The sequence below is a fragment of the Paenibacillus sp. JNUCC 34 genome, from assembly GCF_058269055.1.
The window spans coordinates 2,394,215-2,409,507 of sequence record NZ_CM177770.1; the positions used below are offsets into that span (position 1 = coordinate 2,394,215).

16 protein-coding genes and 1 riboswitch are annotated in these 15,293 nt (G+C 42.2%); of the genes, 10 read left to right on the top strand and 6 right to left on the bottom strand.

The genetic code is table 11. The features are described 5' to 3' along the window. Positions 1-51 precede the first annotated feature (51 nt). The 7 genes from AC2TF5_RS11345 to AC2TF5_RS11375 all read left to right on the top strand — a co-directional run bounded on the left by AC2TF5_RS11345 (position 52) and on the right by AC2TF5_RS11375 (position 5,384). Positions 52-447, top strand: coding sequence for a MerR family transcriptional regulator (locus AC2TF5_RS11345; protein WP_491302249.1), 396 nt, complete (start codon positions 52-54; stop codon positions 445-447). Continuing rightward, a complete protein-coding gene (locus AC2TF5_RS11350) occupies positions 440-994 on the top strand; it encodes an NADPH-dependent FMN reductase (protein ID WP_491302250.1) in 555 nt (184 codons plus the stop codon). The genes AC2TF5_RS11345 and AC2TF5_RS11350 overlap by 8 nt, the downstream gene beginning before the upstream one ends. Before the next feature lie 29 nt (positions 995-1,023). Next, positions 1,024-1,335 carry a thioredoxin gene (gene trxA / locus AC2TF5_RS11355; RefSeq protein ID WP_491302251.1) on the top strand — a complete coding sequence of 104 codons (312 nt, stop codon included), beginning with the start codon at positions 1,024-1,026 and terminating at the stop codon, positions 1,333-1,335. Positions 1,336-1,394: 59 nt separating this feature from the next. Further along, positions 1,395-1,475: riboswitch (ZMP/ZTP riboswitch) on the top strand. 120 nt (positions 1,476-1,595) lie between these two features. After that, positions 1,596-2,756, top strand: a complete 1,161-nt coding sequence (purT, locus tag AC2TF5_RS11360; RefSeq protein WP_491302252.1) for a phosphoribosylglycinamide formyltransferase 2 — start codon at positions 1,596-1,598, stop codon at positions 2,754-2,756. Positions 2,757-2,837: 81 nt separating this feature from the next. Then, entirely contained in the window at positions 2,838-3,386 is a 549-nt protein-coding gene (locus AC2TF5_RS11365; RefSeq protein ID WP_491302253.1) for a dihydrofolate reductase family protein, read from the top strand. A gap of 151 nt (positions 3,387-3,537) precedes the next feature. Then, complete coding sequence (locus AC2TF5_RS11370; protein WP_491302254.1) at positions 3,538-4,119, top strand: histidine phosphatase family protein; 582 nt, start codon at positions 3,538-3,540, stop codon at positions 4,117-4,119. 125 nt (positions 4,120-4,244) lie between these two features. After that, positions 4,245-5,384, top strand: a complete 1,140-nt coding sequence (locus AC2TF5_RS11375) for a purple acid phosphatase family protein (protein WP_491302255.1) — start codon at positions 4,245-4,247, stop codon at positions 5,382-5,384. 112 nt (positions 5,385-5,496) lie between these two features. On the opposite strand, the gene AC2TF5_RS11380 is transcribed toward AC2TF5_RS11375, so the two are convergent. Continuing rightward, positions 5,497-6,207 carry a MerR family DNA-binding transcriptional regulator gene (locus tag AC2TF5_RS11380; RefSeq protein WP_491302256.1) on the bottom strand — a complete coding sequence of 237 codons (711 nt, stop codon included), beginning with the start codon at positions 6,205-6,207 and terminating at the stop codon, positions 5,497-5,499. Positions 6,208-6,411: 204 nt separating this feature from the next. Between AC2TF5_RS11380 and AC2TF5_RS11385 the strand changes: the two genes are divergently transcribed. Then, entirely contained in the window at positions 6,412-7,038 is a 627-nt protein-coding gene (locus tag AC2TF5_RS11385) for a DUF5701 family protein (protein ID WP_491302257.1), read from the top strand. Between the two features lie 202 nt (positions 7,039-7,240). On the opposite strand, the gene AC2TF5_RS11390 is transcribed toward AC2TF5_RS11385, so the two are convergent. From AC2TF5_RS11390 to AC2TF5_RS11410, 5 genes are all read right to left on the bottom strand, one after another. Then, complete coding sequence (locus tag AC2TF5_RS11390) at positions 7,241-8,290, bottom strand: Ger(x)C family spore germination protein (RefSeq protein ID WP_491302258.1); 1,050 nt, start codon at positions 8,288-8,290, stop codon at positions 7,241-7,243. Between the two features lie 71 nt (positions 8,291-8,361). Next, positions 8,362-9,456, bottom strand: a complete 1,095-nt coding sequence (locus AC2TF5_RS11395) for a GerAB/ArcD/ProY family transporter (protein ID WP_491302259.1) — start codon at positions 9,454-9,456, stop codon at positions 8,362-8,364. 33 nt (positions 9,457-9,489) lie between these two features. Beyond that, positions 9,490-10,917 carry a spore germination protein gene (locus tag AC2TF5_RS11400; RefSeq protein ID WP_491302260.1) on the bottom strand — a complete coding sequence of 476 codons (1,428 nt, stop codon included), beginning with the start codon at positions 10,915-10,917 and terminating at the stop codon, positions 9,490-9,492. 188 nt (positions 10,918-11,105) lie between these two features. Beyond that, positions 11,106-11,924, bottom strand: coding sequence for a MerR family transcriptional regulator (locus AC2TF5_RS11405; RefSeq protein WP_491302261.1), 819 nt, complete (start codon positions 11,922-11,924; stop codon positions 11,106-11,108). A 167-nt stretch (positions 11,925-12,091) separates the two neighbouring features. Then, positions 12,092-13,279: a cytochrome P450 family protein gene (locus AC2TF5_RS11410; protein ID WP_491302262.1), complete on the bottom strand. Its 1,188-nt coding sequence runs from the start codon at positions 13,277-13,279 to the stop codon at positions 12,092-12,094. 272 nt (positions 13,280-13,551) lie between these two features. Between AC2TF5_RS11410 and AC2TF5_RS11415 the strand changes: the two genes are divergently transcribed. After that, on the top strand, positions 13,552-14,124 hold the full coding sequence (locus AC2TF5_RS11415; protein WP_491302263.1) for a TetR/AcrR family transcriptional regulator: 573 nt from the start codon (positions 13,552-13,554) through the stop codon (positions 14,122-14,124). Positions 14,125-14,154: 30 nt separating this feature from the next. After that, positions 14,155-15,189: a serine hydrolase domain-containing protein gene (locus tag AC2TF5_RS11420; protein WP_491302264.1), complete on the top strand. Its 1,035-nt coding sequence runs from the start codon at positions 14,155-14,157 to the stop codon at positions 15,187-15,189. Positions 15,190-15,293 lie beyond the last annotated feature (104 nt).

Here is a 15,293-nt window from a genome sequence, read left to right on the forward strand (position 1 = left end):
ATCGTTTATAATCTGATTAAACCCATACAATTACAATTGGAGGCATGACACTTGAGAATTGGAGAGCTCGCCAATCGAACCGGAGTCAGCATCCGCTCCCTTCGTTATTATGAGCAACAGGGCTTACTTGCCCCCAAACGGCATGATAACGGATATCGTGAATATTCCTCATTCATGATTGAACAAGTGCAAACTATTCAATTTTACTTGAAATTAGGTTTGACTACTGAACAAATTGCCGGCTTTCTGAATTGCGTGTTGATGAACAAAGAAGCATTTTGTAAAGAGGTTCTCCCGGTATATCAACAGAAACTGAAGGAAATTGATGGTCAAATCAAGCAGCTCGAGAGTATAAAGTCAAACCTGGAGGAACGAATAAGCTCGATTCTTGAAGAACACCCAGCGAGTGAAATCAATTCCTGGAAAGTGGGATGCAGCGATGAATGAACCAACGATTCACATTTTAGGTATATCCGGAAGTCTCCGTAACCGTTCTTCTAATACAAATCTGTTACGAGCAGCTGCGGCATTGGCACCTAAACATATTAACCTCACGATTTTCGATAGATTAGGTGATCTTCCGCATTTCAATCCCGAAATCAACGGAGAGGATGCACCGGAAGCCGTTATGGCTTTCCGGAACCAACTTATGTCCGTAGATGGCGTGTTAATTAGCACACCGGAATATGCAAGCGGAGTACCAGGCGTTCTTAAGAACGCAATCGACTGGACGGTGTCATCAGGTGAGTTGTATAACAAACCGACTGGTGTGTTGAGTGCCTCGCCACATCCATCAGGTGGTGAAAATGCTCATGCGTCACTTTTAATGACTCTGAATATGTTGAATGCACATATAGTCTCTGGGGGAACGATGTGTATTCCACAAATAAGTTTGAAAATGAATGCAGCGGGAGACATCACGGACAATGATTTGGAACAGGGAATAACATCAGTGCTTCATGCTCTGGAAAAAGCTTTGAATATCAAGTTATAAACAACTTTATTAATAAAGGGGATAGCAGAATGCTTGAGACAATGACAAAAGAAAATTTTTCAGAGCTCATCGACAAAGGAATAACGCTGGTTGATTTTTGGGCACCTTGGTGCGGACCTTGTAAAATGCAGCTCCCCATTATGGAAGAGCTTTCCGTTGAACTGCAAGATTCTGTAGTCGTCGGGAAAGTGAATGCAGATGAAGAGCCAGAGCTCGCTTCTAAGTATGGTGTGATGGGTCTTCCGACACTGATTCTATTTAAAAACGGCCAACCGGTGGAAAAACTGGTGGGCCTGCAGCGGAAAAATACCATTTTAGGCAAAATCCAAACTCATCAATAAAAATACCCTTCAAGTTGCAAATAGACGAAGATTTCAGTATGATTTACGTGACAAATGAAATGCTTATGTGTAACTGGCGTAGCATGGGGAACCATGAGGGAGCACATATATAGCAACGGCCGTACGCCTGGGCAGAGGTAAGGAGTTTCTTTCTCCTTGCCTCTTTTATTTTTGAGATAAGAAAGAATAAACTTCGGAGTGCATCCTTATCTCGCAAGAATAAACTACCGCTATGAGCGGTAAAAGTGGGGGATATGCCAATGTTGGAAACTAAGAAAATCATGCTGCTCGGTTCGGGAGAACTGGGAAAGGAAGTTTTGATTGAAGCTCAGCGTCTGGGAGTCGAGACGGTAGCAGTTGATCGCTATGCTCATGCACCTGCTATGCAGGTAGCCCACCGTCATTATGTGATCGATATGCTGGATGGTGAGCGGCTGCGGGAAATTATCGAACAGGAAAAACCGGATCTTATTGTACCCGAGATTGAAGCATTAGCAACTTCAGAGCTTATCAAACTGGAGGAAGATGGCCACCGGGTCATTCCAACGGCTCGTGCTGCGAAGCTGACGATGGATCGAGAAGGAATTAGACGTCTTGCATCTGAAACACTGGGGCTGCCAACAGCCGATTATAAATTCGCAGACACATATGATCAGTTTGTTCAAGCGGTAAAGGAGATGGGGTATCCTTGTGTTATCAAACCTCTGATGAGTTCTTCAGGAAAAGGACAAAGTGTTTGCCGTGCAGAGAAGGACATTGAACAGTGCTGGAACGTGGCAATGGAAGGCGGCAGGGTTCAGAACGGGCGGGTTATTATAGAAGAGTTCATCCGCTTTGAGTCTGAAATTACGCTGCTCACGGTTCGTTCCGTAAGCGGAACAAGCTTCTGCTCACCAATCGGACATATTCAAGAAAGCGGGGATTATATTGAGTCTTGGCAGCCGCATCATATGACAGAGACTCAAATTAAAGAGGCAAAGCATATCGCGAAAACGATAACAGACGAGTTAGGCGGATATGGTCTGTTTGGTGTTGAGCTCTTTTTAACGGAGGATAAAGTCTATTTCAGCGAAGTTTCTCCCCGTCCGCATGATACTGGACTCGTGACATTAGTTACACAAAATCTTTCTGAATTTGCACTACACGTTCGTGCAATCCTCGGTTATCCAATTCCTGAAATTGTACTTATGACACCGGGAGCCAGCCGTCCATTAAAAGCAAACCTTGAACTCGAACACTATCGTATTACCGGTCTTGAGAAGGCGTTGTCCGTCCTGAGCACGCAGGTTCGTGTATTTGGCAAACCGGTTACAAAGCCGGGTCGGAGAATGGCAGTCGCTTTATCAACGTCCGACTCGGTTGAAACGGCACGGAACCAGGCAAGATTGGCACTCGATGAGCTTGCTATTGTAGAATCATAATTAAAAGTGTTTTTTTGAAAAAGTACTTCTTTATGCTACATTATAAATATCTAAAATCTTAAGTAGCTAAAGGAGATAATCATGAGAAAAGTTGTTGTATCGGAGTTCGTTTCTCTTGACGGTGTCATGGAAGATCCGCAATGGACGTTCCCGTTTAATAGCGAAGAACAGGAGAAGTTCAAGTTCAATGAACTGAAAGATAGTGACTCTTTATTGCTGGGGCGTGTAACGTATGATGGGTTTGCGGCGGCATGGCCAAATATGGTCGAGCAAACCGGGGAATACGGTGAGATGATGAACGGTTATGCCAAGTATGTAGTCTCATCAACACTGGATAAGGCAGAATGGAACAATTCAACCATAATCAGTGGGGATATCGGTGAAGAGATTCATAAGTTAAAGCAGCAGCCAGGCAAGGATATATTGGTATTCGGCAGCTGCCAGCTTGTTCAAAGCCTGATCCGGCTTGACCTCATCGATGAATATCGGATCATGGTTTTCCCGGTTGTATTGGGAAGTGGACAACGTCTTTTTGGAGAGGGATTGGATAAAAAGGTACTGAAACTGTCCGAGACGCAGACATTTAGTTCGGGGGTCGTTGTTCTCACCTATCATCCTGTCAAAGAGTGACAAGCCAAACGAAATGTATTGTTTGAATTAGAGTCGTGTAAGTGTTGCAATATCCGACACCTGCACGGCTCTTTTTAACGTCTTTACAACCTGTTCAACTAACAAGTATATTAAGTTATTATTACTTAAAAAATTTGGGGATGGGTGAACAATGAAAACATATCTGTATTTTGTTCGTCATGGAATTGCTCCATTTTCTTTGGAACTAGAGCGCTTGGGAGGCGCAAGCTTGAACGATCAGGGACAATCTGATGCTAAAAGAGTAGCAGAGCTGTTAAGAGATGAAGGAATTGATGTGATCGTCTCCAGTTCGTATAACAGGGCAAGAGAAACAGTAGCTCCACTTGCTGAACTGCTACAGAAAGAGATCATTTTGTATAACGAGCTTATTGAAAGACCAATTGGTACTTTGAATGAAGTTGTATCCGATGAGGAGCTGTTAATAGGAATTGAACAATCTTTTATCGATATAGATTATTGCATGCCTGAAGGGGAGACAACGAGGCAGGCGCAGGATCGAGCTATACCGATCATTATGCAACTGCTCTCGGAACATAAAGGGAAGAAAATCGCACTTGGCACCCATGGAAATATAATGACAATCATAATGAATTATTTCGATTCTAATTACGGTTTTGAATTTTGGAAGGGGACAAGCAAACCGGATATTTATAAGTTGGAATTTGAAGATAATCAGTTGAGCCATGTTCAGCGGTTGTGGAGTCCTGAATAAAGTAAAGTTAAATATGTAAACGTTTTAAATCGGTCGATCGTCATCGTGTAACACTACGCGCGGTACGAAAAACTCCAAGCGGAAGTGAGTGAGGAACAGTGTTCACAATCATTAAGGGACCCTATTTGCAATGGCCAACGGTGGACTCCATGACGATCATGTGGGAAACATCTGAACCGGCATCGTCCAGAGTAGATGTTCTATTAGCGGAGAGAATCCATAGCGGATATCAAGGTAATTACAAAAAACCGGAGCAAGTGATCACAACCGTCTCTAATGAGGGGCATTCAAAAATTCACCAGCTCACAGTGAGCGGCCTTGAAGCGGGAACGGTTTATTTTTACCAAATAGATTCAGGTAACGGACAAACTAATGTTGAGTCAGGACCACATCCTTTTAAGACAGCCATATCTAAAGGCGTGCCGTTTTCATTTACGGTAACAAGTGAGACTGGTGGGTACAGTGGATTCGATCAGACGGATGGAATGATAAACAGAAATATTTTCAGCCAAATGCAAAAATATCGTCCCGACTTTACGTTGTTCATAGGTGATATCGTGAATGACGGAAGTAATTATGATGACTGGTATACATATTTTTTTGGCCCCGGCCGCGAATTTCTGACAACTACACCGTTCTATAGTTGTCTCGGTAACCATGAAAATAATGGTTCTTGGTACTATGATTTCTTCGCATTTGAAGAGCCTAAAAACTACTATTCATTTGACTACGGAGATGTTCACTTTACTTGCTTAGATAGTACTGACTTTATCAAACCGGACCATTATCCTAACAGCATAGAAGAAATCGGTCCAGGTAACGAGCAGTATGAATTTCTGATCAACGATTTACAATCCTCCACTGCCAAGTGGAAAGTCGTTTATTTTCATTACCCGCCGTATATATCCGGAGGGTATCAGGTGGAAGATTTGCGACAGCTTTGTCCTGTATTAGAGCAATATGGAGTGGATATCGTCTTCAATTCACACACGATTGTTTATGAACGGAGTCATCCTCTTCGTGAAGAAAAAGTTGATTTTGACCATGGTATTGTCTATATTGTTGCGGGTGGTGCCGGATCCATGCCGAAATGGTTGCTGCCGAAAAGAGAGTGGCACACAGCGCAATCCTTGGCGGTACCTCATTTTCTTCAGGTGGTTGCAACATCCGATAACTTGGAAGTGAGGGCTATTGATGAAGAGGGGCGACTCTTTGATAAGTGGCATGTGAAGAAAGACGTGGATGGCAAAAAAGTATTTTTCTAAGCTGTGATGCTTGTATTTTAAAATTGCAAGATCGAATGAGCGTACAGGCAAATTGTTTGTACGCTCATTATTGTGTAATGTTACCTTTTTCTAGTGTCGACTAAATCTGGTATTAATCTATTAAATCCAACAATTGGCATAAAAGGTATAAAAAGTACCCGCCACGAAGTTGTTCTTGGTTAATGTTGTTCAGGTACGCTAGTGAATCTTGAGCGATTTTTTTCGCATGTTCCAGATCGTGATGATCCATTGCCCCGATTGCTTGTTTAAGCCCTACTAAGTCATATGAATAGACGGCTGGCCGCAAGGTACGAAGCAGGATGATTTTACGAATTTGAGATTGATTAAAGATTCGGTACCTATTTCGTGAATCTCGTGAAGAAGTGATAAGCCCGATCTTTTCCCAGTATCGGATTGTTGAACTTGGGATGTTCGTTGCAGCAGAAACCTCACCGATGGTCATCCATTCTTTGCTTCCATCTGAATCCAGAAAATAGAGGTCACACGACTCCAAGACTTGAATCGTTTCTTCAGCCAGAATTGTATCACGATACAGGTTCGCCTGAACTTGGTTAACCAACCGGAGTGCAGCATCCACTTCCTCAGATTGAATTTTACGTAGAACGTCTTTAGTTACTTCCATCCCAAAACCTGGGGCCATAGCTAGAATGCATTCAAAATATGCGACATGTTCCTCTGTATAGATCCGATAACCGCTTGCTGAACGCTTTGTAGGGGGAACAATTCCCTGTTTTTCATAATTTCTTAAGGCACTAGTACTTATATTAAGTTTTGTTGCAATATCAATCGGTCTTATATTCATGGGTTCACCTCAATATTTAACACTCAAGCTGAATAAGATTAAAGTACATTTATAAAGTTATTTAAAACAAGTCTAGCAGAAACAATGCAGAAATTATATTAGTTTAGTATTAGCTTGAATGTAGTACGATAAAAGAGTAAGAATAATTGCTCTAATGGTGAAGAGCTTTCCAAAGCTTGTCCAGCGAAAGAGAGGGTACGACAAATGATCACTAACGAATTTAACCGACAAGTAGAGAATTTGATTCAAAAAGGCTATCCTGCGATTGCAGGGTTAAATGAGGATGAATTCAGGAGTCTGCTTCAGCCTCTAAAAACAAAAACAATAGAGTTTGAGAAGAGTGAGGAAGATCGAGAAGGTTATATTCCTTATGTTATCGTTATCAAAAGCGAGTGGGTGGATGGAGAGAAAGCGATGCAACTCGTAGAGCGAAAAAAAGAAAAGGGATTTAGCGTTATGGATGCTGAAGACATTCAGAGGTTTAAGCCTATTGAGGGGATAGAGCTCCTCCCCAAAGGAATAGCATACCTGGCCATGGATATAGATACAGGTAAAGAAACTCGTAACGTCACACCTAACGAAGCACTTAAGACTATTGCTAAAAATAACCGATCACCACTTACCCTGGAAGAGGGGATAGCTGTTATAACGCATTACCCTGATCTATTAATGAAAAATAATGGCTTCTCACTGCTTGGCTCTCGCTGTGGAGACCGCAGGGTAACCGCCTTATGGATTAGTGCCGGAAAACCGAAGCTTGGCTGGTGTTGGGCGGGCAATCCACATACATGGTTGGGCTCAGCATCATGCCGTTCAAGAGTTGGAATGTAGAACGAAACGGATTGACATTAAAAGGACTGCTCATCATGGTGAACAGTCCTTTTCTGTTTAGCCTTCTTTGTGAGACTCCACAAATTTTACCGCTTTATATGGTGGGATCGATATCTCGCTCTATCGACAAGACTGTGCTTTTTAGCGCTAGTGCTGCTGATTTTTTCATGTTCCCGCCTCCTGATGGAATATTTTTCGTTTTCTAAAAAATAATGCCTGTATCAACGATTTCAACATCTACTTTCGTATGGAATTGTACTTTTTGGTAATCTTTATCCCAGTTTTTCGTTTTCCATACGTTATTATGATAGGCAATCACTTTTCTCCCTACGCCGAAAATATCGCAATTCGCCTTTTGGAGTTCTCGTATGACTTCTTCTGCCTCTTCCGTCAGCATTTCAGAGAGCCTTTGATTAACACTTTTTAGCTTTTTTTCATTAAGCGCTTTCTCCTCCGTAAACTCTTCAACGATGGCTTGGAGTTTCAAATTCAAATTCACATGAATGTCCCCATCCTTGGAAATATGCACTTTAAATTTTCGTTTTAGTTTTTTCTTCCCGACATTGAAGCTAATGGTGCCGTTTAACTTATCTGGATAACTTATTTCTAGTTTTCTGTTGAAGCGTGCATTGTTTCCATGTTGTCCCTTGAGAAGAACCAACATAATAGATTGATCCGTATTAAGCGATCCGGTGAGATGCTGTCCATGAAAGAGAGCCACACCTTTAGCCACTACTTCTTTACCTTCTTGTCCAATATAAGGCAAAACGAAGTCCTGCCCAGGATCCTTTAAGTATCGGAACACTTTATCAAGGGTTTCAGAAGGGTAGAATACACTCATATTTTCCAAGCTTTTAATTTTCTGTGATATGAACTCGCCGATTTTTGTTTTCCCCACCGTTTTTTTACTTATTATTTTTGTAGCTTCATCTTCAGTGACGACCAGTCGAACATTGGAAGTCGGGTTGCTGGGATCCCTGAAATTCACGTCCAGAACAGAATACAGACCTTGCTCTGCTAACGGTCTCCCTATAAGCTGCAGCCCGCTTTTTATAAATTTCATATTACCTCGAACTTTATTTCGCATCTCATTGCTTGCACCGCGTTTTGATGCCCCTTCACTGGTGTGGATTTCATTACTCGTGCCGGCCTGCTCTGTTTGAGCAGGAATAATGATTTCAACTGTTTCCATAATATTCCCATTATCTTTACGATCAAAGGCCACGCTATAAGCTAGATTTATATCTTTCAAATATTCTCGATCCCAACATCCGGTTAGGGAGACGAAGGAGAGGAGCATCACCAAGATACACGAAATGAGCTTCATGCCAGTTCACCGGCCTTCCTTTTGACAAAGAGAGATAGAATCATCAAACCGAGAGGGATAGCGATTATAAAAAGGTATGCAGAATATTCAGCTGCTTTATCTAATTGATGTATGGCTAGCGGGGTGACAGGGATCAACGCAATGATGTAAATTATAATTTTGACATAGGGTGCAAAGCTCTTGTGATTACTCCTCTGAAATATAACCGCAAGAGCAATAGAGGCGGCATAAACATAACTGACTATTGAGCACACGAGTGTAATGGTCCATATGGGTAAAAACAAGACATCCGCACGATCGAATATATAGAAATTAAGAGTATTCATCAAATAGATCACTGGTTCAGGTATTAATCGCAGCTGCTCAGTGTTAAATACCGTCAAACAGGTGACCACGACAAATGTATAGAATAAAGTTACGAACAAATTAGCCAGGCTCATCACTTTTAGTCTTTGTTTATTCGAACCTATTGTAAAAGGGAAAATGATGAGAATCAACTCAAATCCATACATGGAGATGGTGGTATCCTTGGCCCCTTTTAAAATATTCAGGTAGCCGGCCCCAAGCAGCGGAAACATATTGTCTACATTGGATTGAGTTAAACCATAACTGACAAAAAAGATCAAAGGAATACACAGAAAAGATGCCAGGGTGTAGAATCTGGCCAATACCGTGAGTTTCTCTCTGGCTAGATAGAGGATCATGATCGAGAAGATACCTAATAATACCCATTTGGGTGTTGACAGAAGTATCCAGCGATGTAGAACATCAACCGTGCTGAGCATAATATCAGCACCTAGAAGTATGAAGTGAGCGACATAACAAACAATCAATAATCTTCCTATAACTGGACCACATAGTTTTAGACAAATATGAAACAGGGTGAGTCCAGGATACTTCTTTAATAAGAACCACATCAATATGATGATGATTTGGGTGACTAATCCTGCGATCAAAACGGAGAGACCCGAACCGCCCATCGCATCATCATTTAACTTGTGAGGAATCGACAGAACTCCAACTCCGATTTGGGCTTGAGTTAATAAAAAGAAAAGCTGGTTTTTCGAGATCATTTTCTCACTAAGGGTCATTTTATCTCATCCTTTACTGCAAGAAGTGGACTGTTATTTATCAGGTTTTGAACTGCCGTGACTCCTGCGGATACTCCAAATGGGAAATCGTACAAACGTATCTTTTAGACCTCTTAATCTTAACGGTGCCAATGGTTTAAAATATGGCGAGCCAAAGGATTCAAGCTTGACTAAATGAATGAACAAAATCGTCAGACCAAATGAAATTCCGATATAACCGAATATGGACGCCACTAGCATCAGTGGAAACCTCAATATACGAATAGCCGAACTCATCTCATTGGAGGGAATGAGAAAAGAGGATATAGCGGTTAAGGCTACGACAATGATCATTGTATAAGATATCAACCCAGCCTTTACAATGGCATCCCCGATGACCAAACCGCCTACAATGCCTATGGTTTGACCGACTCGGTTAGGAAGACGAAGTCCCGCTTCCCGAAGCAATTCAAAAATGAGCTCAAGCAACATGGCTTCAACCAATGGAGGAAACGGTACACGTGATAATGAACCTTGAACCGTGAAAAACAATTGTAGTGGCAGAACATTGGAATGATAAGAAACGGTCGCTATATAAATAGCGGGCAGCTGGAATGCCGTAATGAAGCTTAGCAGCCTGATACAGCGAATAAAGGAGGCGATCATCCAGCGGTTACTGTAATCATCAGGAGATTTGTAAAAAGAAAAAAAGTCGACAGGTACGATCAAAGCGGTTGGGTCACCATCCAGTAAAATAGCTACATGCCCACCGAGCAAGTGTCCACAGGTAGTATCGGGACGCTCCGTGTTCAGATGCTGGGGAAATATCGAATACGGATTATCCTCCAGTTCCTCCTGTATGTACCCCGTGCTGATGATGGTATCCAAAGTGATATGGTTAAGTCTTGTTTCAACTTTCTGTACTACTTCTTCACTAGCAAGATCTTGCATATATACTATGGCAACCTGCTTAGGATTTGTTTTCCCAAGCTGGAAGTAACGCACAGTGAGATTAGGTGTGCTGATCTGTTTGCGAATTTGGTATAAATTCACTTTCAAACTTTCGATAAAGCCATTATGAGCGCCTCGAATAACACTTTCATTCTCTGGCTCAGCTACGCTTCGTAAGAAATTTGCTGGTGTGGAGAGGATGTAGAACTCGTGGTTCCCTTCCAAAAAATAGAGGCATTTTCCTTGTATGAGTCCTTGAACTCCCTTATCTAACGAGGTTTCTTGCTCAAAACTGAGAGTTGTAAAAATATCGATCAGTTCTTTGTCTTCTTCGCTTTTGCTTAATGGTGTAATTACGTTTCGCTCAATAAGTTCACTATTTGCTACAGATTCGAGATATAGAAGTACTCCAGAAGTTCCTTTAAAAGCTTGAGTTCTAGTTTTAAGATCACTTGATTGAAACAGGGCGTTTTGGATGTACTGCATATTTTGATCTATAGAGGAAAATGATACAGCGGTTTGAGTATTCATAATTAGATCGCTCGCCTTCCCATGATTAATACCCAATAAATTCCCCAGAACATTTGAAAATTATTCCGAGAACCCCATAACAAAGGAAGTCCGTGATATTGACAAATGAATGTGCTGCACAAGAAAAGATAGGTATAAAAAAAAGGAGGGTTTTAAGCCCTCCTTCTTGTCGAGACACTCAGTTCTTCTTATTGCTTTCTCACTGGATAACATATCTCTGTTACCCAAAGGTCTGGGTTCGCTTCAGTACCAGGTCCGACATGATAAATGTTAAACATAGGCCCGTTTATTTCATAATGATTGCCAGAGATCCAAGCTGCAATCACTTCATTCGCAGCTCCCAATTGATTGTAGCTTCCCTCAATGATTGTAGAAGTCACGAGCAGTTGAGGAACATGCTTGAAATGGACATTTTTCGTGTCCTGATACGTGCCAGTGACAGAAATCTGAATCTCAACATCGACATCAGCTTCCTTATAACCTTCGTCGTGAAAGACCGCAAGGCTTATGCAAGGTTCTGCAAATTGCAGTTTTTGAGCTGCTGTTTCTTCCATCAGTTGGTTCCATAACAGTCCTTCTTGATTGTACGAAGGTATGACTTTGCGTAAGCTCGCTACATATCTTGAACTAATTTCTTTTAGGGTGACATTGTATTTCATGGGTAGACAGTCCTTTCCGAGTTGCTGGATGGTTGTTTGAAGCAGTGACAGCTTGTTCTGTAATAATTGCTCTTGTTCTTTCATTTGTGCGTGTTGAATCATGAGATGCTTACGCAAACTCTCCTCATCACCGTATTCCTTCAGAATTTGTCCGATTAACGTAAGACTAAAGCCCATATCCTTTAAGGAGTGAATGCGGTTAGCAAGCGAGAGCTGCCCTGGCTTGTAATAACGATAGCCCGTCATTTCATCAACATATTCCGGCACGAGTAAACCTAACTCATTGTAATGTCGCAGCATCCGTATACTGATCCTCGACAGCTTGGAGAAATCACCTATTCGAAACATTGTTATCTTCCTTCCACCGCGGTGTTATTGAGCTCATCTTTAGTATGAGGTGTACCATAGTGGTAGAGTCAATAACGATGATCATTTTTTTTAAAAGAAGTAAAAAAACACAATCTCATAGCAGACAAACTGCTGTAAGATTGTGGGCTGTTATGAAGAATATTTGGTCATTTGATGGAAAGGGGGAGCTCTTTTACACCCCGAACAATCATGCCGGGTCTCCATTCGAGTTCTTGAATGTCACTACGGAGTTCGAGATTCGGAAATCTCCGCAGCAGCGTGTTTATTGCAATTTCACCTTCCAGACGGGCGAGTGGGGCACCAAGGCATAGGTGAATACCTTTACCGAAAGCCAGATGCTTGCTTTTATCCCTTGTAATATCAAAAATATCAGGATCGATAAATTGTTCTGGATCGCGGTTGGCGGAATCCAATGCTACGATGACCAGATCACCTCTTTTCATCATCTGGCCTCTAAATTCCAAATCTTCACTTGCCCAGCGGGATGTACTGAATTCGACAGGGCCGTTGTAACGGAGCATCTCCTCAATCGCGCCATGAATAAGGTCTGGTTGTTCTTGCAGTAATTTGCGTTGTTCCGGATGCTCCAGAAGTGCAAGCACACCATTGCCGATCAGATTGACCGTCGTTTCATGGCCAGCAATGATCATCAAGGTGACGACACCGTACAACTCCTCTTCAGACAAGCGGTCTCCTTGTTCTTCGGAAATAATCAACTGACTGATCATGTCGTCTCCGGGATTTTCACGGACCTTAGCAAACCATTCTCGCAGATACTGAACGAATTCGTTCATATGTTGAATCACTTCTTCTTCAGTTTCCTGATTGGAAGCTCCGATAATGGAGTTGGACCAGATCCGGAATTTATCTCGGTCCTCGAGAGGAACCCCGAGTAATTCACTGATCACGATGATCGGTAGGAGGAAGGCATAATCATCGATAAGATTCATGCTGTCTTGTGAGGACACGGCATCAAGAAGTTCATCAGCAATATCTTGAATATGGTCTCTCATTCCAGCAATGATTTGCGGAGTAAACCCTTTTTGTACAAGTCCACGAAGTCTTTTGTGATCTGGTGGATCAGAGAATAGCATGTTGCTTGTAAAAACGCTCGCATATTCGTTACCGTATATTTTCGTTATGTCTTTGATAAATCTAGGATCTTTTAGGACCGCTACTGCATCTTCATAACTGCTGACAAGCCAGCCGTAAGAACCGTCCGGAAACATCAAATTAAGCAGGGGATCGCTTTTCCTTAATTTTTCGTATACCGGGTATGGGTTCTGGGTGAATTCTTTTGTAAACAGATTTTTCGGGGATTCGCTCGCGGTCATTGAAATGGTCTCCTCTCGAAAAAAAAGATTTGATCCAATTATACGACAAGAGGTTAAGAAAAATGTTGAACAACTGTAATTGATATTCGGCATAAACGGAGAAGGGAGTGGGGGAATCAACGGCAATCTCCCATACCACTCGCCTATCCTGACATTTTTCTTTATGAAAAACGTCGTTTCGGTATTGAAATTATGGATATTTTTGATACAATGCGAATATAGATCACATGATATATATCGATCGTTACTCAAACAAGTGCAAGGGGATTACGATGGCGCCGAAAAAAAAGTTTTCCAAACAAGACATTATTGACGCAGCTTTTAAAATCGCGAAAGTCGAAGGAATCGATACGATTACGATCAGGAAAGTGGCGGAGGTACTGGGGAGCTCGATCGCGCCCATTTACGTTAATTTTAACGATATCGAAGAATTGAAGGAGGAAGTCGTTAGAAAAACGCAGGAAGTTGCGAAGCAATTGCTACTAGAGCAAAATTCGGGGCAACCGTTTCGCGACGTCGGCATCGCCAGTCTTCGTTTTGCCAAGGAATATAGCGTGCTGTTCAGGGATTTAATTATGAAGCATAACTCTTATATGAATCATGATCGGAATGACGTCAACCTTGTAGTGGAAAGGATGAAGCAGGACAAGGAATTGGCCGGTTTCTCCGATGAAGAGCTGATGAACATTTTGTTCAAGATGCAAATTTTTCAAACGGGCCTTTCGGTTATGGCGGCGAATGGATTGCTTCCGGACCATTTGAAAGACGAGCAATTAATTGAAGTGTTGGACAGCGTTGCGTTAGACATTGTCATGTCTGCTCGCGTACGCCAGAAAGAAATATGAAAGAGGTCGGGAGAGGAGCGTTGGCGCGGAATGAACGATAAATTAACCCAATCGCTGTTGGACGATCTTGTGGCTCGAGCCATCGGGAAGAAAAATATTATCGGTGCTGTGATGTGCGTGGAAAAGGGAGATGGATCGCTTTCGCTTGTCAGCGGAGCGGGAAACATTCAATTCGATGCTCAGTATTTCATCGCCAGCGTTAGCAAGTTGTACATCACAGCGATTTTGTTGAAATTGCGCTCGCAACAGAAGTTGCAGATGGAGGATAAAATCTCCAAATATCTCTCGCAAGAGATCATGAACCGAATTCATGTGCTGGATGGGGTTGATTACAGCAATGACATTACCATTAAGCATCTGATGTCCAACACTTCGGGCATTCCCGATTATTTTACGTCCGAACTCGTCTCGGAGTTGGTAAATGGAAAGGATCAGGCGTGGTCTCTTGAAAGAACGCTGGAGGTAATCAAGGGGAAAAAGCCAAAATTTAAACCGGGCCAGAAAGGGAAAGCACAATATTCGGACCCGAACTTTCGGTTGCTTGGAAAGATTATTGAAAACATTACCGATCTGAGCATTCAAGCGGCGTTCAAAGTTTTTCTCTTTGACGAACTGCAGTTGACCAAGACGTATTTGTTTGAAGATGTAAGCGACGTTCGCCCAGTCCCTATGTTTTACAAGAAACGGCAGCTGAACGTTCCGCTTTATATGTCCTCGATCGATTCGGAGGGAGGCATTGTTTCAAACGCACAGGAGTCGATGGCTTTCTTAAAAGCTTTTTTTAGCGGACGGCTATTTCCCAAGAAAGATCTCTCGGAATTGACCTCCCATTGGAATCTGTTATTCGGACCTGGACTCTTTTATTATGGAATCGGTATTTCGAAACAGCCCATCACTCTATTTAATTTGAAAAAGGGGTTGATCGGGCATTGGGGGCAATCCGGGGCGTTTGCCTTTTATCACGAAGATACCGATCTGTTCTTCACGGGAACGATCAATGAGTATACCGGTCATTCCGGTGCTGCGGGCATGATGATGAAGCTCATTAAAATAATGAAGAATTAACGCCTCAGATCAGGTCAAGGAAGGTCAATCTGTTTATTAGATGAGTTTAAGCCTAAGGCAATAGAAAGGGCATTTTGTGGAACTTTAGCTTTACGATAAGTTTA